At 68.4% G+C, this 18,814-nt stretch carries 15 protein-coding genes; 9 read left to right on the top strand and 6 right to left on the bottom strand.

Going from position 1 to position 18,814, the window contains the following annotated elements; genetic code table 11:
* From dnaJ to dnaK, 3 genes are all read right to left on the bottom strand, one after another.
* Complete coding sequence (dnaJ, locus tag GH2_RS04570) at positions 1 to 1,179, bottom strand: molecular chaperone DnaJ (protein ID WP_066163655.1); 1,179 nt, start codon at positions 1,177 to 1,179, stop codon at positions 1 to 3.
* Positions 1,180 to 1,320: 141 nt separating this feature from the next.
* Positions 1,321 to 1,917, bottom strand: a complete 597-nt coding sequence (gene grpE / locus GH2_RS04575; protein ID WP_066163657.1) for a nucleotide exchange factor GrpE — start codon at positions 1,915 to 1,917, stop codon at positions 1,321 to 1,323.
* On the bottom strand, positions 1,914 to 3,755 hold the full coding sequence (gene dnaK / locus GH2_RS04580; protein WP_066163659.1) for a molecular chaperone DnaK: 1,842 nt from the start codon (positions 3,753 to 3,755) through the stop codon (positions 1,914 to 1,916). The genes grpE and dnaK overlap by 4 nt, the downstream gene beginning before the upstream one ends.
* 298 nt (positions 3,756 to 4,053) lie before the next feature.
* On the opposite strand from dnaK, the gene GH2_RS04585 reads away from it, so the two are divergent.
* The 7 genes from GH2_RS04585 to GH2_RS04615 all read left to right on the top strand — a co-directional run bounded on the left by GH2_RS04585 (position 4,054) and on the right by GH2_RS04615 (position 11,053).
* Positions 4,054 to 4,797 (top strand): nuclear transport factor 2 family protein, encoded by a 744-nt coding sequence (locus GH2_RS04585; protein WP_066163662.1) that lies wholly within the window; start codon positions 4,054 to 4,056, stop codon positions 4,795 to 4,797.
* Between the two features lie 94 nt (positions 4,798 to 4,891).
* Positions 4,892 to 5,203 carry an EthD family reductase gene (locus GH2_RS04590; protein ID WP_066163664.1) on the top strand — a complete coding sequence of 104 codons (312 nt, stop codon included), beginning with the start codon at positions 4,892 to 4,894 and terminating at the stop codon, positions 5,201 to 5,203.
* A 43-nt stretch (positions 5,204 to 5,246) separates the two neighbouring features.
* Positions 5,247 to 6,041 carry a crotonase/enoyl-CoA hydratase family protein gene (locus GH2_RS04595; protein WP_066163669.1) on the top strand — a complete coding sequence of 265 codons (795 nt, stop codon included), beginning with the start codon at positions 5,247 to 5,249 and terminating at the stop codon, positions 6,039 to 6,041.
* 3 nt (positions 6,042 to 6,044) lie between these two features.
* On the top strand, positions 6,045 to 7,259 hold the full coding sequence (gene macS, locus GH2_RS04600) for a MacS family sensor histidine kinase (protein WP_066163671.1): 1,215 nt from the start codon (positions 6,045 to 6,047) through the stop codon (positions 7,257 to 7,259).
* A complete protein-coding gene (locus GH2_RS04605) occupies positions 7,256 to 7,909 on the top strand; it encodes a response regulator (protein ID WP_066163673.1) in 654 nt (217 codons plus the stop codon). The genes macS and GH2_RS04605 overlap by 4 nt, the downstream gene beginning before the upstream one ends.
* A gap of 91 nt (positions 7,910 to 8,000) precedes the next feature.
* Entirely contained in the window at positions 8,001 to 10,016 is a 2,016-nt protein-coding gene (locus GH2_RS04610) for a DUF2339 domain-containing protein (protein ID WP_066163675.1), read from the top strand.
* Positions 10,017 to 10,165: 149 nt separating this feature from the next.
* Positions 10,166 to 11,053, top strand: coding sequence for a type IV toxin-antitoxin system AbiEi family antitoxin domain-containing protein (locus GH2_RS04615; protein ID WP_066163677.1), 888 nt, complete (start codon positions 10,166 to 10,168; stop codon positions 11,051 to 11,053).
* Between the two features lie 64 nt (positions 11,054 to 11,117).
* On the opposite strand, the gene lon is transcribed toward GH2_RS04615, so the two are convergent.
* The 3 genes from lon to GH2_RS04630 all read right to left on the bottom strand — a co-directional run bounded on the left by lon (position 11,118) and on the right by GH2_RS04630 (position 15,361).
* The gene (lon, locus tag GH2_RS04620; RefSeq protein ID WP_066163679.1) at positions 11,118 to 13,466 is read right to left on the bottom strand and encodes an endopeptidase La; all 2,349 of its coding nucleotides are present in this window, start codon (positions 13,464 to 13,466) and stop codon (positions 11,118 to 11,120) included.
* A 91-nt stretch (positions 13,467 to 13,557) separates the two neighbouring features.
* The gene (locus tag GH2_RS04625) at positions 13,558 to 14,163 is read right to left on the bottom strand and encodes a VOC family protein (RefSeq protein ID WP_066163681.1); all 606 of its coding nucleotides are present in this window, start codon (positions 14,161 to 14,163) and stop codon (positions 13,558 to 13,560) included.
* Positions 14,164 to 14,236: 73 nt separating this feature from the next.
* Positions 14,237 to 15,361, bottom strand: coding sequence for an NDMA-dependent alcohol dehydrogenase (locus GH2_RS04630; RefSeq protein ID WP_066163683.1), 1,125 nt, complete (start codon positions 15,359 to 15,361; stop codon positions 14,237 to 14,239).
* 183 nt (positions 15,362 to 15,544) lie between these two features.
* Between GH2_RS04630 and GH2_RS04635 the strand changes: the two genes are divergently transcribed.
* The gene (locus GH2_RS04635; protein WP_066163684.1) at positions 15,545 to 16,537 is read left to right on the top strand and encodes an alpha/beta hydrolase family protein; all 993 of its coding nucleotides are present in this window, start codon (positions 15,545 to 15,547) and stop codon (positions 16,535 to 16,537) included.
* 79 nt (positions 16,538 to 16,616) lie between these two features.
* Entirely contained in the window at positions 16,617 to 18,779 is a 2,163-nt protein-coding gene (locus GH2_RS04640) for an acyltransferase family protein (protein WP_066163686.1), read from the top strand.
* Positions 18,780 to 18,814: the final 35 nt, after the last annotated feature.

Genomic DNA, 18,814 nt, shown 5'->3' on the forward strand with positions numbered 1-18,814 from the left:
TCACCGCCCCCATCCGGCGCGAGGGTCGAAGCCGCTGGCGCGTTCGGCCTCCGCGTACTGTTTCATCGCTGCGGTCGCAGCGTCGTCGAGCGAGGTCGGGACCGCCACCTTCACGGTGACGAGCAGGTCGCCCGAGCCGCCCGAACGCTTCGGCACACCGCGCCCCTTGAGGCGCAGCGTACGCCCATCGGACGTGCCCGCCGGGATCTTGACGCCGACAGAGCCGTCGAGCGTCGGGACCGAGACGGTCGCACCGAGGACCAGTTCCGAGATCGACACCGGCAGCTCCACCCGGAGGTCGTTGCCGCTGCGGGTGAAGACCTTGTCGGCCAGCACGTGCACGGTCACATACAGGTCGCCCGACGGCGCACCTCGCATGCCCGCCTCGCCCTGCCCGGCCAGGCGGATCCGCTGACCGTCTTCGACGCCCTGGGGGACCCGGACGTTGATCGTGCGCGGACGCACGGTGATGCCGGAGCCCTGGCAGTCGGGGCACGGGTCGTCGATCTTGGTGCCGGTGCCCTGGCAGTCGGGGCAGGGCTCGGAGAACCCGAAGTGTCCCTGATTCCGCGTCACATACGCCGACCCGTTGCAGGTCGGGCAGGTGCGCGGGCTGGAACCCGGCTTGGCTCCGCTGCCGTGACACTTGGTACACGGTGACGGGCTCGTGACTCGCAGCGTGACCTTCGAACCCTGGACCGCGTCGCGGAACGCGAGCGTCGTCTCGGTCTCGAGATCGTTGCCGCGCCGCTGCCGCTGCGTGCTGCCAGACGGACCGCCGCGCCCGCCGAGGAGGTCGCCGAACAGATCGCCCAGCCCGCCTCCGCCGCCGGCACCGCCGCCGCCTCCGAAGAGGTCGCCGATGTCGAAGCCGCCGGCGCCGCCGCCACCGCTGAATCCGCCGCCGCCGAAGCCGCTTCCACCGCGGAACCGGCCGCTCGCCATCAGCGTGCGCGCCTCGTCGTACTCTTTGCGTTTGGTCTCGTCGGCCAGCACGCTGTGTGCCTCCGACACTTTCTTGAATCGTTCCTCGGCCGCCGTGTCGCCCGGGTTGGCGTCCGGGTGCAGCTCGCGGGCGAGCTTCCGGTAGGCCTTCTTGATCTGGTCCGCGGTGGCGTCGGAAGAAACGCCGAGGTCGGCGTAGAAATCACGGTCGAGCCATTCACGCTGTGGTGCCATCAGACGTCACCTCCTTGAAAAGTCTGTCCTGGTAATGTGCCGCTCCTGGTTTGAGGCGCACGGGTCCGCAGGTCGCGTCGTGAGTGCAGCGGCGTCGGGGGCGTGGACGAGCCTGAGCCCGCCCACGACCCCGCGCGCACATCACTGCTCCGGTGCGGGTTCCGGATCGGTGACCGTCACCATCGCGTGGCGGATCACCTTGTCGCCCAGGCGGTATCCCACCCGGAAGACGTTGCCGATGACCGGAGTGTCGCCACTCCCGTCGTTCTGAATCGCTTCGTGGAGCTCGGGGTCGAAGACCTCGCCCGGCTCCGCGAACTTCGCCAGCTTCTCGGCCGCGAGGACGTCGCCGAGCTTGTCGGCGAACGCCCGCAGCGGGCCTGACTCGAGGTCGCCGTGGTCGCGAGCACGGTCGAGGTCGTCGAGGATCGGCAGCAGCTTCTCCACGAGAACCTGCTTGCCGCGATCGACGGCCTGCAACTGTTCCTCGGCACTGCGACGCCGGAAGTTGGCGAACTGAGCGCGCTCACGCTGAAGCGCTTCGGTCAACTCGGTGACCTGGGCGTCAGCGGCGCTCGTCTCGTCGCCGGCCGGCTGGGCCGCCGCGTCGTCCGCGGCGCCCTCAGCCCGCTGCTCGGCAACCCTGGGTTCACCCGTCTCCGGGTCCACCTTCCGGTTGTCGGCAATCGTGACCGGCTCATCGACGTTCTCGCCGACGGGTCCGTCTGCTTGTGTCACTTGTTCTCGCCTTCAGCCGGGTCGTCCACGACCTCCGCGTCGACGACGTCGTCGGCACCGGCGTCACCGGTGGCCGCGCCGGCCTCACCCTCGGCCTGAGCGCTGGCGTAGATCGCCTGACCCATCTCCTGCGAGATCTCCGACAGCTTCTCGATCGCGGTGCGGATGGCGCCGGTGTCGGTGCCCTTCAGCGCCTCGTTGGCGTCGGCGACGGCCGCGGTGACCTTCTCCTTGACGTCGGCCGGGACCTTGTCGTCGTTCTCCTTGAGGAACTTCTCGGTCTGGTTGACCAGCGACTCCGCCTGGTTGCGGGTCTCGGCCTCTTCGCGACGAACGCGGTCCTCTTCGGCGTGTGCCTCGGCGTCCTTCACCATGCGGTCGATCTCGTCCTTCGAGAGGCCCGAGCCGTCCTGGATCCGGATGCTGTTCTCCTTGCCGGTGCCCTTGTCCTTCGCGGTGACGTGCACGATGCCGTTGGCGTCGATGTCGAAGGTCACCTCGATCTGCGGGACACCCTGCGGCGCCGGAGCGATGCCGCCGAGTTCGAACGATCCGAGCAGCTTGTTGTGCGAGGCGATCTCACGCTCACCCTGGTACACCTGGATCTGCACCGACGGCTGGTTGTCCTCAGCGGTGGTGTAGGTCTCCGAGCGCTTGGTCGGGATGGTGGTGTTGCGCTCGATCAGCTTGTGCATGACGCCGCCCTTGGTCTCGATGCCGAGCGACAGCGGGGTCACGTCGAGCAGGAGCACGTCCTTGACCTCGCCGCGCAGCACGCCGGCCTGCAGGGCGGCGCCCACGGCGACGACCTCGTCCGGGTTGACGCCCTTGTTGGGCTCCTGACCGCCGGTGAGCTCCTTGACCAGCTCGGTGACCGACGGCATCCGGGTGGAGCCGCCGACCAGCACGACGTGGTCGATGTCGCCGACCGCGATGCCTGCGTCGGCGATCACGGCCTGGAAGGGCTTGCGGGTGCGCTCCAGCAGATCGCTCGTGATCTTCTGGAACTCGCTGCGGGAGAGCTGCTCATCGAGGAACAGCGGGTTCTTGTCCGCGTCGACGGTGATGTACGGCAGGTTGATCGAGGTGCTCTGCGATGCCGAGAGCTCGATCTTCGCCTTCTCTGCGGCCTCGCGGAGGCGCTGCAGAGCCATCTTGTCCTTGGTCAGGTCGATGCCGTTGGCGCTCTTGAACTTCTCCACCAGCCAGTCGACCACGCGCTGATCCCAGTCGTCGCCGCCGAGCTCGTTATCGCCCGAGGTGGCACGGACCTCGACCACGCCGTCGCCGATCTCCAGCAGCGAGACGTCGAAGGTGCCGCCACCGAGGTCGAAGACCAGGATGGTCTGCTCCTTCTCGCCCTTGTCCAGGCCGTAGGCCAGCGCAGCGGCGGTCGGCTCGTTGACGATGCGCAGGACGTTGAGGCCTGCGATCTGGCCGGCTTCCTTGGTGGCCTGACGCTGGGAGTCGTTGAAGTAGGCGGGCACGGTGATGACCGCGTCGGTCACGTCCTCGCCGAGGTACGACTCGGCGTCGCGCTTCAGCTTCATCAGCGTGCGGGCGCTGATCTCCTGCGGGGTGTACTTCTTGTCGTCGATGGCGACGGACCAGTCGGTGCCCATGTGGCGCTTGACCGAACGGATGGTGCGGTCGACGTTGGTGACCGCCTGGTTCTTGGCGGGCTGGCCGACCAGGACCTCGCCGTTGCGCGCGAACGCGACGACCGACGGCGTGGTGCGTGAGCCTTCAGCATTGGCGATGACGGCGGGCTCGCCGCCTTCGAGAACCGACACCACGGAGTTGGTGGTGCCGAGGTCGATTCCGACAGCACGTGACATGTGTGTTCCTCCTAGATCCGGCTCGTCTGGTGTAAGGCCGGGTAGTTCTTAGGGCCGTTAGGCCTGCATGGTCTTCGCGAAACCTCAGCGCCTGCGACTCAGGTTTAGTCGAGAGTCTCGTCGACGTCAACCTTGTTGAGCGTTTGTCACTCAAGTTTCTCGATCGGTTCAACCGCGCCGCGCGTCGGATCATTCCCCAGAGTTGAGCCCTATCGACTCAATGTTGCGTGACGTCCCTCACTTGCACAGCTCGGCTAGGGTCGAACTAGAACGCGTTCCAAATATTCAGGAGCCCCGCATGGACATCCGCACCGCGATGCTGGCGACCGTCGAACGATCGCCGGCCGCCGTCGCGAATCACGACAAGGCCGCCTGGTTGGCGCTGTTCGACACCGACGGGATCGTCAACGACCCCGTCGGCTCCACGCCGCACCGCGGCGACCAGCGATTGGCTGCCTTTTACGACACGTTCATCGCACCCAACTCCGTCGTCTTCCATCCCGACCACGACATCGTCTGCGGCGACACCGTGGTCCGGGATCTCACGCTCGAGATCACGATGGGCGACGGCGTCGTCCTGAGTGTGCCCGCGCACCTACGCTATGTCTTGGCGACGCCCAGCCTGATCGCCGGACTGTATGCGCACTGGGAATTGCCGAGCATGGTCGGGCAGCTGCTGGGCACCGGGATCGGCGCCGTGCCGGTCTCGGGCCGACTGTCGCTGCGACTCCTGCGAAATCAAGGACTGACCGGGTCTGCGGGTTTCGCCCGCGGCTTCCTCGGTGTCGGAGCCGCCCAGAAGCGGCTCGCGGCGGAGTTCTTCGGCGATCCCTCGCCAGACCTGCCGGTCCGCTACGGGACGGACGACGACGCTCCGGCCGCATCGCTGGCCGACCGCCTGGCCGGATGGCGGATCGGCAAGACCATCGCCGCCGGCGAGTTCGTGACCTTGTCCCTGGCCCGCGGCGACGAGCGCGCGGTCGCGCTGTGCCGGTTCGCGCGTCGAACCCTGACTCACGTGACCGTGTACGTCGAAGCGTGACACGTGCGGGATTCTGCCGAGCAGATTTCGTGCCCTCGACGCAGGCATCACCGGTAACGTCGGCAGCGCTCCGTCCCGTCCGAACAGGAGAACCATGTACCGCTTGACCGTTCTGTACAACCAACCCACCGACCCCGCCGCGTTTGACGAGTACTACACCAGCACGCACATGCCGCTCGCGGCGAAACTGCCCGGGCTGCGGAGCGTCGCGGTGTCGAAGGGCGACACGCTCGACGGCAGTACCCCGGACGTGTACCAGGTCGCCGAACTGTACTTCGATTCCAAGCAGGAGCTCATGGCCTCCCTCAGCTCCGATGAGGGTCGTGCCGTGAGTGCCGACGTCGCCAATTTCGCGACCGGCGGCGCCTCGATGGTGTTCACCGACGTCACCGAGCTCCCGCTGTAGAGGACGCCTTCGGTCGCGGGCGCTTCTCCGCCACAATAGTTCTATGAGGAACATCGACTACGACGTCCGCGACCAGGTGGCGCATGTCCGGCTGAACCGTCCGGAGAAGCACAACGGTCTGACCTTCGACATGATCGACGACCTCGCCCGCGCCGCCGACCGCGTCGCGAAGGACCGCGGCGTCCGCGCCGTGATCCTGTCCGGCGAGGGACCGTCGTTCTGCTCGGGCCTCGACTTCGCGGCCGCGGGCAAAGAACGCGGCCGGATGATGCGGAACATGGTGCCGAAACGCTCGTCGGCCGCCAACAACTTTCAGGCGGCCGGCTGGGCGTGGCGCGGCGTCCCGGTGCCCGTGGTCGCGGTGATCGACGGCCATTGTTACGGCGGCGGCCTGCAGATCGCCCTCGGCGCCGACTTCCGCTACAGCACCCCGACCGCCGACTACTCGATCATGGAAGCCAAGTGGGGCCTTATCCCCGACATGTCGCTGTCGGCGAGCATCGCCCAGCTCACGACCATCGACGTCGCCAAGCGGCTGTCGATGACCGGTGAGACGTTCTCCGCGCCGCAGGCGCTGGACTGGGGTCTGATCAGCGAGGTGCACGACGACCCGTACGCGGCGGCGGAGGCCTTCGCGGAGCTGATCAAGCAGCGGTCGCCCGACGCGGTGGGGTCGTCGAAGATCCTCTTCGAGAACACCTGGTACAACGGTTCCCGCCTCGGCTTTCCCGTGGAGCAGGCACTGCAGCTGCGGCTGCTGCGCGGTAAGAACTCGGCGATCGCCCGCAAGGCCGGTCTCGCCAAAGAGAGCCCGCAGTTCATCGAGCGCCAGATCTGATCGATGACCCGTCCGCCGCGCGTCAGCGCGCGTCCAGCCGATCCGGCGGCACTGTGGCGCGGGCTGGACGACGACGACCCCGTCGGTCCGCTGTGGCGTGCGGCGCAGATCTTCCGCCTCGTCAGCTTCGTCTACGCCCTCGGCTTCATGGTGGCGGTGAACGGCGACCTGGAGCATCCCGCGATCGCGTGGACTCTGTTCGCGGTGTTGGCCCTCGCGAACATCTGGTGGACCACCGGTTATCTGGCGGGCTTCGGGCGGCGCTGGTGGTTCGTGGGCGTCGAGGTGGTGGTTTCGGGCGCGATGATGCTGTCGACCGAGTTCGTCGCCTCGGGCGACTGGATCGCCGACAACCAGACGTGGCCGACGACGCTGTGGATGACCAATGCCGCGCTGTCCGCAGCGCTGCTCGGCGGTGCGCGGTGGGGGCTGGTCGGCGCGGTCGCGATCAGCGTGACGAACTTCTACGTCAAGGGCGAGTTCATGATGAACTTCGGCCGCAACGCGACCGCCATCCTGCTGATCGCCGCGTCGATGGCCGTCGGAATGGGCGCCTCCCGGGCCCGCCTGATGCACGCCCGGCTCACCACCGCCATCGCGTTGGCCGCGCAGTCGGCCGAGCGTGAACGCCTGGCTCGCGAAGTGCACGACGGCGTGTTGCAGGTGCTCGCGTTGATCTCCCGACGCGGACGGGAGATCGGCGGTCCGACCGCGGAACTCGCCGATCTCGCCGCCGAACAGGAACGCGTGCTGCGCCACTTGATCGCCGACGCTCCCACCACACCCGAGAACGTCGCCGACCGCGACCTCGGACCGGCGTTGCGTGGATTCGCCGCGGACCGAATTCGGGTCAGCACGCCGGGTGAGCCCGTGCTGCTCGACGCCGCCGTCGTCGATGAGGTGCTCGCCGCCGTCGGAAACATCCTCGACAACGTTAACCGGCACGCGGGCCCCGACGCTCAGACGTTCGTCCTGCTGGAGGACCTCGACGACGAGGTGGTCGTGAGTGTCCGCGACGACGGCGTGGGCATCGAGCCCGGTCGGCTGGAACAAGCCGTCGACGAGGGGCGGATGGGGATCTCGCGCTCGATCATCGGTCGGATCGAGGACCTCGGGGGCCGCGCGCGTCTGGAGTCGGCCCCGGGCGCCGGGACAGAATGGGAGTTGACCGTCCCGGTCGGCGCCACGCCGCCGGGCAGTAGAGAGGCGCTTTCATGACCGACACCCCACTGCGCGTGATGGTGGTGGACGACCATCCGATGTGGCGCGAGGGCGTCGCGCGCGATCTGACCGACGAGGGCTTCGACGTCGTCGCGACCGCCGACAGGTGTGCGAGCGCGGCCGCCCGCGCCGCCGCGGTCCGGCCCGACGTCGTGTTGATGGACATGCAGATGCCCGACGGGTCCGGCGCATCGGCGACCGCCCAAGTCCTGCAGGCGCATCCGGGAGCGCGAGTACTGGTGCTGTCGGCGTCGGACGAGCGCGACGACGTGCTGGAGGCGATCAAGGCCGGAGCGCTCGGCTACCTGGTGAAGAGTGCGCAGCGCTCGGAACTGGTGGCTGCGGTCCGCGCGACGGGCGACGGTCAGGCCGTCTTCACACCGGGCCTGGCGGGTCTGGTCCTCGGCGAGTACCGACGAATCGCCCGCTCCCCCGAACCGGGCACGCCGACGTTGACCGGACGCGAGACCGAGGTGCTGCGGCACGTCGCGAAGGGGCTGTCGTCGCGGCAGATCGCGACCCGTCTGGAGATCAGTCCGCGCACCGTCGAGAATCACGTCGGCGCCGCGCTCCGGAAGCTGCAGTTGGGCAATCGCGTGGAGCTCGCGCGCTATGCGATCGAGCACGGACTCGACGAGGACACGTAGTCACCGCGCACCTCACGCACGCGCAAGTCCCCACGCCGTCTGCGTAGTTCTGCGCATGTCTGCACCGCGTTCGACGACGAGGCTGGATGGCATGAACACGAACATCGATCCAGCAGTCGCGGCGGCCCGCCTCGGCGACGAGCTGTCACGCATCGCGGGCCAGATGTCGGCGGTGTCCGACGATTTCGCCGTCCTCGCCGAACGCTTCGCGACCACGACGGCCGCCCCGGCCGACCGTGCCGCTGCTGCGCCCGAGCCGACGACGACGGCACCGGTCCCGGCTCCGCGACCCGCGACGCCGCAGCCCACTCCGATCCGGCAGTTTCCAACACAGGCACCACCCCCGCCCCAGCCACAACCACAGCCACAGCACCAGCCACAGCCGCAACTGCAGTACGCCACCGGTGTCCACGTCGCGTCCGCCCCGTTCGGTCCTCCGCCGCCCCATGGTCCGCGACCGGCGGCGCCGTGGACGCCGTATCCGGCACCGCCGCGACCCCGCCCCAAGGCGCCCAGCTTCGGCGAACGCCTGTCCGATGCCGCCGAACGCGGGGTCGTCGGTCGGGTCCTGGCCGCGGTCGGTGTCGGCATCACCCTGATCGGCATCGTCCTGCTGTTGGTCCTGGCCGCCCAGGCCGGACTGCTGCGTCCCGAAGTCCGCGTCGCCGGCGGCGCCGCGATCGCGGCGGCACTGGTCGCGGCCGGCTGCTGGATCGGTCGTCGCGAGGAGAAGCGGTCCGGCGCCCTCGCACTCGTCGCGACCGGTGTCGCCGCCGCCCTGTTCGACGTGCTCGCGGCCACCTCGATCTATCACTGGTTGCCGGAGATCGCCGCACTCGTCGTCGGCGGTGCGATCGCCGCGGGCGGTCTGTACGTGGCGCACCGGTGGAGCAGTCAGACACTCGGCCTGATGGTGTCGATCCCGATGCTCGTGTTCGCTCCGATCGCCGCGGGCGGAGTGGACTCGCTCCTCGTCTGCTTCCTGCTCGTCTATGCGTCGACGACCCTGTGGATCCAGGTCGGCCGCGACTGGACCGCGCTGTTCGTGGTCAACACCGTCGCGACCACATTCCCGCTGATGGTGTTGGCAGCGTTCCCCGCCGACACCGCCCCCTGGCTGCTGGTCGTGGCCGGTGTGGTGAACCTCGTGCTGGCACTCGGATCAGCGGTCGTGCTGTCCGCGTCGAGCAGCAAGGCGGTGATCCTCGGCGTCAGCGTGGTCGTCACCGGCCTTCCGCTTCCGATCATGGCCGGCGGTGGAGCACTGGAGCGCCCCACCGCGACCGCGGTGGTCGCACTCGGCAGCGTCCTGTTCGTGCTCGCGGCGCTCGGCACCCGAGGTCGGACGAGCATCCCGTTCGTGTGCCGCGCCGTGTGGCTCACCGGCGCCGCGGTGCTGTCAGCGCTGTCGCTGGGAATCGCACTGCAGGGCGACACCGTTCCGCTCGGCTTCTTGAGCGCGTCGATCGTCGTGATCGTCGGCAGTCGTTGGGGCGACGACCTCACCGCTGCGCTACGCGTCGTCGCCTCGGTCTTCGGCGTGCTGGGGTTGCTGACCCTGCTGGCGCTCGGCGGCGCGGAGCAGGTCTTGACCACCGGTTCGTCGTCGTCGACGAGCCAGGCGACCCTGCTGATCGGCGCGCTCCTGGGCATTGCCGCCACGACTCTCGTGGTCCGCGAGTTGGGCGAACACCATGTCCGCAGTGCGCAGCAGTTCTGGCTGCTCGGCGGTGTGATCGATCTGTGGCTGATCACCGTGCTCTGCGTCAGCGTCGGCAAGCTCGCCGCCGACGGTGGGATCAGCGGATTCCGCGCCGGACACCTCGCCGCCACGCTGATCTGGTTCGGCGCCGCCGCTGCCGGCCTGCTGTGGGCACGCACCCTGCACGGTTCCGCCCGCTCCCTCGCCCTCGCCACCGGTCTCGCGGTCCTCGCTGCCGCGGTCGCCAAACTGTTCCTGTTCGACCTCGCCGCCCTGGCCGGCGTCTTCCGCGTCATCGCCTTCATCGTCGCCGGACTGGTCCTGCTGGCACTCGGCGTGGCGTACGCGCAGAGCCTGTCGTCCGACGAGAACCGTGCTCAGCAGGTGGGTCCCGCGCCGCAGTAACCCTTCCGAAAACCTCGGCTCCCGAATCGCCCTCAACGGCGGGTTCGGGAGCCGAGATTTTTGTGCGGAACCGATCGGGCCACGGCAGCGTCTAATCTCATATGGGGGCATTACCGATAATCGAAGCAAAATGGACCGAATCCGCCGAGATGGCGGTCGCACATCATCTGGCCGCGCACGACCGCATCATCACCACTCTCGAAGCCGTGGCCTGCGGCTTCACCGAGAGACAGATCGCCTCACGGGTGAAACGCGGCCTCTGGGCGCGACTCGCGCGCGGTGTGTTCTTCTCCGTGGAGCACCCGTTCACCGATGCAGCGAGAATCCGGGCGATCGCCGCCGCTCACTCCGCGACCATTGATCGAGCCTCCGCCGCGTGGTGGCACGGATTCCGCGACGACCACCCCGGCCGGGTCACCGCCTCGATTCCACGAACATGCAAGCTCGGCACCCGGTGCGACGTGCCCGCCGATCTGCGTCGCCGCACCTACCCGAGCGAGGATGTCACCGCGTTGCGCGGCATTCCGGTGACCGGCCCGGCACTCTCGATCCTCGGTGCGGCATCGATGCTCGACGATGAGCCCGCGCTCAACTTCCTGGACAGAATGTTGCAGAAAGGGACTGTGACGGTTCCGGAGCTCACCGCATCTCTGGATCGCAACAGCGGAATTCACGGACTCGGTCGCGCACGGCGACTGGTGACGGTCGTCGCCGACGCATCCGAATTCGAGGCCGAGCGCCTGTTCGTCCGACTGCTGAAGCAGGAGCAGTTGACCGGGTGGACGCAGCAGGCCTGGCTGTGCGGCTACCGCTACGACTTCGCGTTCCCGGCCGAACGCATCGCGATCGAGATCCACGGGCATGCCTTCCACAAATGGGAGGACCGGTGGAACCGCGACCTGACCAAGGCCAACGCTGTCGCCACTGCCGGATGGCTGCCGCTGGCCTACTCCTGGGAGATGCTCAACTTTCACCGGGAGCGGTCGATGACCGAGTTGACGCAGGCGATCGCCGCCCGCCGCGGCGAATTGATGTGAAGCGAAAAACCTCGGCTCCCGAACCCACCTCAACGGCAGGTTCGGGAGCCGAGATTTTTGTGCGTCAGGCAGCGGCCGCAGTAGCCTCCGCCGGTTCCAACGCCTGGGCGACGATCTGCGCGACGTCGGTCATCGGCTTCACGTCCAGCGCGGCAAGGACCTCGGCCGGGACGTCGTCCAGGTCGGGCTCATTGCGCTGCGGGATGAAGACCGTCGTCAACCCGTTGCGCTGCGCCGCCAGCAGCTTCTGCTTGACGCCGCCGATCGGCAGGACCCGCCCGTTGAGCGTGACCTCGCCGGTCATGCCGACCTCACTTTGCACCCGCCGCCCGGTCAGCATCGACACCAGCGCGGTGACCATCGTGACGCCTGCCGACGGCCCGTCCTTCGGGACCGCGCCGGCCGGGAAGTGGATGTGCACGGTGCCGCTGAACGCGGACGGATCGATGCCGAACTCCGCGGCGTGCGCCTGCACGTAGCTGAGCGCGATCTGCGCCGACTCCTTCATCACATCGCCCAGCTGGCCGGTGAGCTTCAACTGCGGACCGGCTGCATCCTTGCCGGACTCGGCAGCCCCCGCGGACTTCAGCGCTTCGATGAACAGCACGTCACCGCCCATCCCGGTCACTGCGAGCCCGGTGGCGACGCCGGGCACCTCGGTGCGCTCGGCGGTCTCGGGCGTGAAGCGCGGCCGACCGAGGTACTCGGTCAACGACGCGGCGTCGACGGTCACCGGATCCGCGGCGCCGATCTCCTTCACCGCGACCTTGCGTGCCACCTTCGCGAGCATCCGCTCGAACTGCCGTACGCCCGGCTCACGGGTGTAGTTCGCAGCGATCTCGCGGAGCGCATCCTCGGCGATCGTCACCTCGTCCGCCGTCAGCGCGGCCCGTTCCAGCTGGCGCGGAACCAGGTAGTCGCGGGCGATCGCGACCTTGTCGTCCTCGGTGTAGCCGTCGATCGTGACCAATTCCATCCGGTCCAGCAGCGCCGACGGGATGTTCTCGACCACGTTGGCGGTCGCCAGGAATACGACGTCCGACAGGTCCAGATCCAGGTCGAGGTAGTGGTCGCGGAACGTGTGGTTCTGCGCCGGATCCAAGACCTCGAGGAGCGCGGCCGACGGGTCGCCGCGGTAGTCGGAGCCCACCTTGTCGATCTCATCGAGCAGCACCACCGGGTTCATCGATCCGGCCTCGCCGATCGCTCGGACGATCCGACCGGGCAGCGCGCCCACGTAGGTGCGCCGGTGACCGCGGATCTCCGCCTCATCCCGGACACCGCCGAGCGCGACGCGGACGAACTTGCGGCCCAGCGCGCGGGCGACCGACTCGCCCAGCGACGTCTTGCCGACTCCGGGAGGCCCGGCGAGGACCATCACCGCACCGGATCCGCGACCGCCGACGACCGACAGACCGCGCTCGGCGCGACGGGCCCGCACCGCCAGGTACTCGACGATCCGGTCCTTGACGTCGTCCAGCCCGTGGTGGTCGGCGTCCAGGATCTCGCGCGCACCCGCCAGGTCGGTGGAGTCGTCGGTCGTGACCGACCACGGAAGGTCGAGCACGGTGTCGAGCCACGTGCGGATCCAGCCGGTCTCCGGACTCTGATCGGACGCGCGCTCGAGCTTCCCGACCTCGCGAAGCGCCGCCTCCCGCACGTCGTCCGGCAGGTCGGCGGCCTCCACGCGGCCGCGGTAGTCGTCGGCGCCGTCGGGCTCGTCTTCGCCGAGTTCCTTGCGGATGGCGTTGAGCTGCTGCCGGAGCAGGAACTCCTTCTGCGTCTTCTCCATTCCGTCGCGGACGTCGGCCGCGATCTTGTCGCTGACCTCGGTCTCCGCGAGATGTTCCCCGGTCCAGTCGATCAGCAGACGCAGCCGCTCGTCGACGTCCGCGGTCTCCAGCAGTTGCCGTTTCTGTTCGTCGCTGATCCACGACGAATAGCCCGACGTGTCGGCCAGCGCGGCCGGATCGGTGAGGCGGTTGACCGCGTCGATCACCTGCCACGCTTCACGACGCTGCAGCATCGCGAGGACCACCTTGCGGTACTCGGCGGCCAGTTCTCGGGTCGCGTCGGTGGGTTCGCGTTCCTCGACCAGGTCGACTTGGACCCACAGCGCCGCACCCGGGCCGGACGTTCCGGTTCCGATGTGCGCGCGCTGCTCGCCGCGGACCACGGCCGCGTACCCTTCGCGACCCTGCACACGTCCCACCTGCACGATCGACGCGAGGACACCGTGCGTCGGATAGCGGTCGTCGAGCCGGGGAGCGATCAGGATCTTGCCGTCTTCACTCGCCCGCGCCGCGTCGACCGCAGCCTGTCCGGCGTCGTCGAGGGGCACCGGAACAACCATGCCGGGCAGAACCACGAGGTCGGGGACGAACAGGACGGGGACGGAAATGTTGTCAGACATGACACCTCCAAAGTTCAGTCTGGTTGACTCAACCCAGAGGACCGATCATTCATTCCGCCCCCGGTGTTCGCCCTGAGCGATCATGCGACGGTCATGCCGCGGCGCGCCACTCGAACCCGTCGGGATCGACGAACCCGCCGGCCTCAGCGTCGACCACGAGGCGGTGCGAGCCGCTGCCGTCGGCCGGGACTCCGGCATCTTTGGCCGCGGCCTTCCGGCCGTAGAGGGCGAGGGTCACCGCACCCTCGGCGCTGAACTCGACGTACTTGCGTCCGAAGCTCTTCGCGACCGACAGCCCCTGCTGCACGTAGAACTCCTTGGTCGCGACGATGTCGTCGACGCCGATCAGCAACACCATCGAGTCGACCACCCGCAGCGGCGCCCCGGTGACCTTCTTCGACGATGCGGCGATCTTCCACAGGGTGCCGTCGGGCGCTTCGAGCACACCGCCGTAGCCCCAGAACGACTTCTTGGCGGGCTTCACCACTCGGGCGCCGGCCGCGACGGCGGGCGCGATGAAGGAGTCGACGACCGCCGGATCCGCGACCACGAGGGAGATCACGAAGCCGCGGAACCCGGACGACGGTGCGTTCGATTCCTCGAAGCGAAGCCGGTCGACGACGCCGAAGGCGGAGTAGAAGGTCCGCGCCGCATCGACGTCGGCGACCTGGAGGGTGAGAGCGTTGATGTTGGTCATGTCCTCAACGCTAGAAGCGCTGCGCCGGCGACGCTTCTCGAAAACTGCTCGATGCCGAGCGGGGTTCGAGGGCCTACCAATCGGCCTCGTCGAAGACGATCATGCCGCGGATGTTGTTGCCCTCGAGCATGTCGTCGTAGGCCTTGTTGATGTCCTCGAGACGGTAGGTCTGGGTGACGAGGTCGGCAAGGTTCAGCGCTCCCGACCGGTACTCGTTGAGCAGCTTCGGAATCTGCGTCCGGGGACCGGCACCGCCGAAGATGGCGCCCTGCAGGCGCTTCTGCAGCAGTGTCATCTCGAACAGGTTGAGCTTCACGTCCATCGCCGCGTAATCGCCCATGCCGACGACGACCGCCGTGCCGCCCTTGCCGGTCAGCGCCATCGCGGGCGCGATGTGCTCCCCCTTGATCTCGCCGATCGTGAGGACGACGACGTCGGCCATGGTGCCCCAGCTCATCTCGCCGACCGGGCCGATCGCAGCCTCCATGCTCTCGAAGGTGTGGGTGGCGCCCAGCTTCTCGGCCATGTCGCGCTTGAACTTGACCGGGTCGACCGCGACGATGTTCCGCGCACCGGCAGCCTTGGCGCCCTGGACGGCGTTGATGCCGACGCCGCCGATGCCGACGACGACCACGGTGTCGCCGACCTTGGCGCCGCCGATCTCGGTCATCGATCCCCAGCCCGTCGCGATGCCGCAGCCGAGGAGGGCCGCGTTCTGCAGCGGGATGTCGTCCTCGATCTTCACCAGCGACGCCTGGTTGACGGTGATGTACGGCGAGAACGTGCCGAGCAGGCACATCGGGGTGACGCCGACGTCGCCCTGGGTGATGCGGTGCGTCTTGTCGGAGATCGAGAGACCGGTCAGCAGCCCCGCGCCCTCGTCGCAGATGTTCTGCGCGCCACGCGAACACGGTCCGCAGACGCCGCAGGCGGGGATGAACGCGGTGACGACGTGATCGCCCTCGGCGAAGCGCGTGACGCCCGGCCCCACCTTGATCACGGTTCCCGCACCCTCGTGACCGCCGACGACCGGCATCGGCACCGGGCTCTGGCCGGTCCGCAGATGGTGGTCGGAGTGGCAGAGACCGGAACTGGCCAGCCGCACCTGCACCTCTCCGGCGACCGGATCGCCGAGTTCCACCTCCTCGACCTTCCACTCCTCATTCACGCCGTGCAGAACTGCGGCTTTCGTCTTCATCGCGACTCACGCTTTCTCTCGACTGAGTGGGGACCGTCACAGTCACCCGATTCTCATCTTGTCCCGATTCCGCCGCGTTCGCCGCGATTCGCGAGGGTCCACCGCAATCGACCCCCCACTCACACCGAAGCGACGGACTGCGTTAAGCAAACCGCCAGGCACGGCAACGGAGAATCGGTGGCGATGAAGCTGCCACGCCCGCACCCGCTCGTCAGCGCGACGCTGTCGACGGCCCTCGTCGCGATCGCGTGCGCTGTGGTGCTGATCTGGGGAAGCATCGCTCCCGCACCGCGTCCGGCCGCGGATCAGACGGATCCCCACGACGCGGCGAACGTCGCCGCCACGCACGCCGACCACGCGCACCAGAACGGTCCGACGCGGCGCATCCACTATCCGACCCGCTCCGCGGACCCCCGCCAGAACTATGCCGACCTGTCTCTGCCCGCCGACTACGCGCGCCGCACCGACATCCCCGTCGTCGTGCTGGTGCACGGTGGATCGTGGGCGTCCACGGTGAGCGCACGGAGCTTCGACCGTCTCGCAGGCGATCTCACCGCACGCGGCGTCGCCGTCTACAACGTCGAGTATCGGCGCATCGGCTCCGGCGGCGGATGGCCGACGACGTTCTCCGACGTCGGCGCGGCACTGGACGAGCTGCCGGTCGTCGCCGCCGAGTACCCCCGGCTCGACCTGGCCCGATCGGTACTCGTCGGACACAGCGCGGGCGCTCAGCTGGTCGCCTGGGCCGGGCTCCGGACCGCGGAGCAACCCGGTCCGGGGCTCGGCGCGCCGACCTGGACACCGCGACGGATCGTCAGCGTCTCCGGACCGCTCGACCTCGCCTGGTCGGCGACGCACGGCGACAGCCGCGTGGTCCGGGCGCTGGGCGGAACGCCGTCCGAGGTGGCCGCACGCTACCGGGCCGTGGACCCCGTGCACCTCGCCGCCCGAGGCTCCGCCGCGAGCGGTCCAGAGCTCATCGTGCTGCACGGCACCTCCGACCGCGTGGTCCCCGACGTCGACTCGGTGCGATTCGTCGCCGAGTATCGTGCGCACGGTGGGCGAGCAGACCTGCGCCTGCTGTCCGGGCAGACGCACTCGTCCATGTTCCGCGCCCACTCGAAGGCCTATCAGTCCCTCGTTCAGACGATCGTCGACGCTGCGGACGCGCCGTGAGTGCGGCGGCGCGCACACCGACACTCGCCCAGACAGTGCGAATGGATTTAGCCGTCGTCAGCCCAGTAGCATCCGCCATGTGAAGTTCGCTGGAACCGAGGCTGGCACCCAGTCCAAGACTCCACTGCCGTCGCGCCACAATGAGGACGCCGCGGCCGGCCAGTCGTCCGGCTATCGGCTCGACCTCGACGGCCTGCGCGGCATCGCGATCTTCCTCGTCGCCGTCTTCCACGTCTGGTTCGGCCGGGTGTCGGGCGGCGTCGACGTCTTCCTCACCCTGTCCGGCTACTTCTTCGTCGCATCGCTGCTCAAGCACGTCGTCAAGTCCCAGCCCGCCGACGTCTCGTGGCGGACGGCGATCGACCCGTGGCCCCGACTGAGCCGGCTGCTCCGACGCCTGATCCCCGCACTGTTCCTGCTGCTGGCGGCCATCGCCGTCGGCGTGTGGCTGCTGATGCCGAGCACGCGGTGGGGTCCGCTCGGCAAGGAGATCCTCGCCTCCGCGTTCTACTACCAGAACTATCACCTGGCCTTCCTGTCGCAGGACTACGGCGCGGCGAACTCCGCCATCAGCCCGATGCAGCACCTGTGGTCGATGTCGATGCAGGGTCAGTTCTTCGTTCTCACGCTCCTCACCGCGCTCGCCTTGGGGGGGCTGCTCAAGTGGGGCGGCAAGCACTTCGAGGTCTTGACCCGGTACAACGTGATCCGGGCGATCGTCGGTGGCGCCCTGCTGCTGGTCACGCTGATCTCGTTCGCCTGGGCCAACTACCGGCAGGGAATCAACCAGCCGTTCAACTACTACGACACGATCGCCCGCATCTGGGAGCCGATGGCCGGCGGCCTGCTCGCCATCTGGATGCCCAGACTGCGCCTGGCGAACTGGATCCGCACGGTGCTGACGGTGTTCGCGGTCGCGATGATCGCCTCGTCGGGCATCTGGATCGAAGGCGTCGCCGAATACCCGGCGATGCTCGCGCTGGTGCCCGCCGGCTCCACGCTGCTCCTGATGTGGGTCGGCTCGTCGGCCACCGCACCCCGCGCGATCCCCGGCAACGACCTCAGTCCCGCCGGTCAGGTCCTGGCGCATCCCTGGATCGTGTGGCTCGGATCGATCGCCTACTCGCTGTACCTGATTCACTGGCCGCTGCTGATCTTCTATCTGAACTGGCGCGCGCAGGACGACGCGTCGTTCGCCGAAGGCACGGCGATCCTGATCGCCTCGGTGATCCTCGCGTGGCTGATGACCAAGTTCGTCGAGACACCGCTCCGCGCGGGCCGCGACACCGGGTTCTCGCAGACCTACCGCCGCATTCTGGCCGTCGTGCTGATCGGCGCCACCGTCTTCGGTCTCGGCAGCGCCGCGTACTGGCAGCATCGCCAGAGTCAGTTGATCGTCGACACCACCAACCTCGACCCGCGCGAGTATCCGGGCGCGGCCGAACTGCTCATCGGTGCGCCGACCCCCGCCGTGCCCGTCGCACCGTCGCCGGAAGCCGCGAGCGATGACTGGCCGCTCAGCCACGGTCCGCACTTCTCGAACTTCGGCGACCCCGCGATCAAGGTGGGCGCCTACGGTGATGTGACGGCGCAGCGCACCATCGCGGTGGTCGGCGGGTCGCACTCCGAGCACTGGATGACGGCGCTCGACAAGCTAGGCAGGCAGCGCGGTTTCCGCGTCACCACCTACATGAAGGCAGGCTGCGCGCTCTCGACCGAGGCCGAAGTCGAGATCGATGGTCGCACCCTCACCGAGTGCACCGACTGGTCGCGCCGCGTCGTCGACAAGCTCGCGGTCGACAAACCCGACTTCGTCTTCACCACGGCCACCCGCCCCGCACCGAAGGGGCAGCGCGGCGACGTGGTCCCGACCGGCTACATCGACTTCTTCACAGAGTTCCGCGACCGCGGGCAGCGCGTGATCGCCGTGCGCGACACCCCGTGGACGCGCGGCCCGCAGTCGCCGCCGGACTGCATCGCCGACGGCAAGCTGCCCCGGGTGTGCGGTACGCCTCGGGAGCGGGCGCTCTCCCCGGAGAACCCCGCGGACGCGTTGAAACCCGATTTCCCGAACATGACCTTCCTGGACTACAGCGACGGCTTCTGCACGCCCACCTACTGCCCGGCCGTGGTCGGCAACATCCTGGTGTGGCACGACTACCACCATGTGACGACGGCGTTCATGCGCAGTCTGGTGCCGTTCATGGACCCGGACTTCGGCGCCGCCACCGGTTGGTGGTGACCCGTCGCCAGGGTTCGCACCGCGGACACACAGGG

Source organism: Gordonia hydrophobica NBRC 16057 (assembly GCF_001592365.1).
Lineage (GTDB): Bacteria > Actinomycetota > Actinomycetes > Mycobacteriales > Mycobacteriaceae > Gordonia > Gordonia hydrophobica.

Excerpts from the sequence above, each read along its gene's own strand:
- dnaK (WP_066163659.1), bottom strand. The coding sequence starts at position 3,755 with ATGTCACGTGCTGTCGGAATCGACCTCGGCACCACCAACTCCGTGGTG.
- GH2_RS04635 (WP_066163684.1), top strand. The coding sequence starts at position 15,545 with ATGAAGCTGCCACGCCCGCACCCGCTCGTCAGCGCGACGCTGTCGACG.
- GH2_RS04625 (WP_066163681.1), bottom strand. The coding sequence starts at position 14,163 with ATGACCAACATCAACGCTCTCACCCTCCAGGTCGCCGACGTCGATGCG.
- GH2_RS04630 (WP_066163683.1), bottom strand. The coding sequence starts at position 15,361 with ATGAAGACGAAAGCCGCAGTTCTGCACGGCGTGAATGAGGAGTGGAAG.
- GH2_RS04615 (WP_066163677.1), top strand. The coding sequence starts at position 10,166 with ATGGCGGTCGCACATCATCTGGCCGCGCACGACCGCATCATCACCACT.
- lon (WP_066163679.1), bottom strand. The coding sequence starts at position 13,466 with ATGTCTGACAACATTTCCGTCCCCGTCCTGTTCGTCCCCGACCTCGTG.
- dnaJ (WP_066163655.1), bottom strand. The coding sequence starts at position 1,179 with ATGGCACCACAGCGTGAATGGCTCGACCGTGATTTCTACGCCGACCTC.
- GH2_RS04595 (WP_066163669.1), top strand. The coding sequence starts at position 5,247 with ATGAGGAACATCGACTACGACGTCCGCGACCAGGTGGCGCATGTCCGG.
- GH2_RS04610 (WP_066163675.1), top strand. The coding sequence starts at position 8,001 with ATGAACACGAACATCGATCCAGCAGTCGCGGCGGCCCGCCTCGGCGAC.
- GH2_RS04590 (WP_066163664.1), top strand. The coding sequence starts at position 4,892 with ATGTACCGCTTGACCGTTCTGTACAACCAACCCACCGACCCCGCCGCG.
- GH2_RS04585 (WP_066163662.1), top strand. The coding sequence starts at position 4,054 with ATGGACATCCGCACCGCGATGCTGGCGACCGTCGAACGATCGCCGGCC.
- macS (WP_066163671.1), top strand. The coding sequence starts at position 6,045 with ATGACCCGTCCGCCGCGCGTCAGCGCGCGTCCAGCCGATCCGGCGGCA.
- GH2_RS04605 (WP_066163673.1), top strand. The coding sequence starts at position 7,256 with ATGACCGACACCCCACTGCGCGTGATGGTGGTGGACGACCATCCGATG.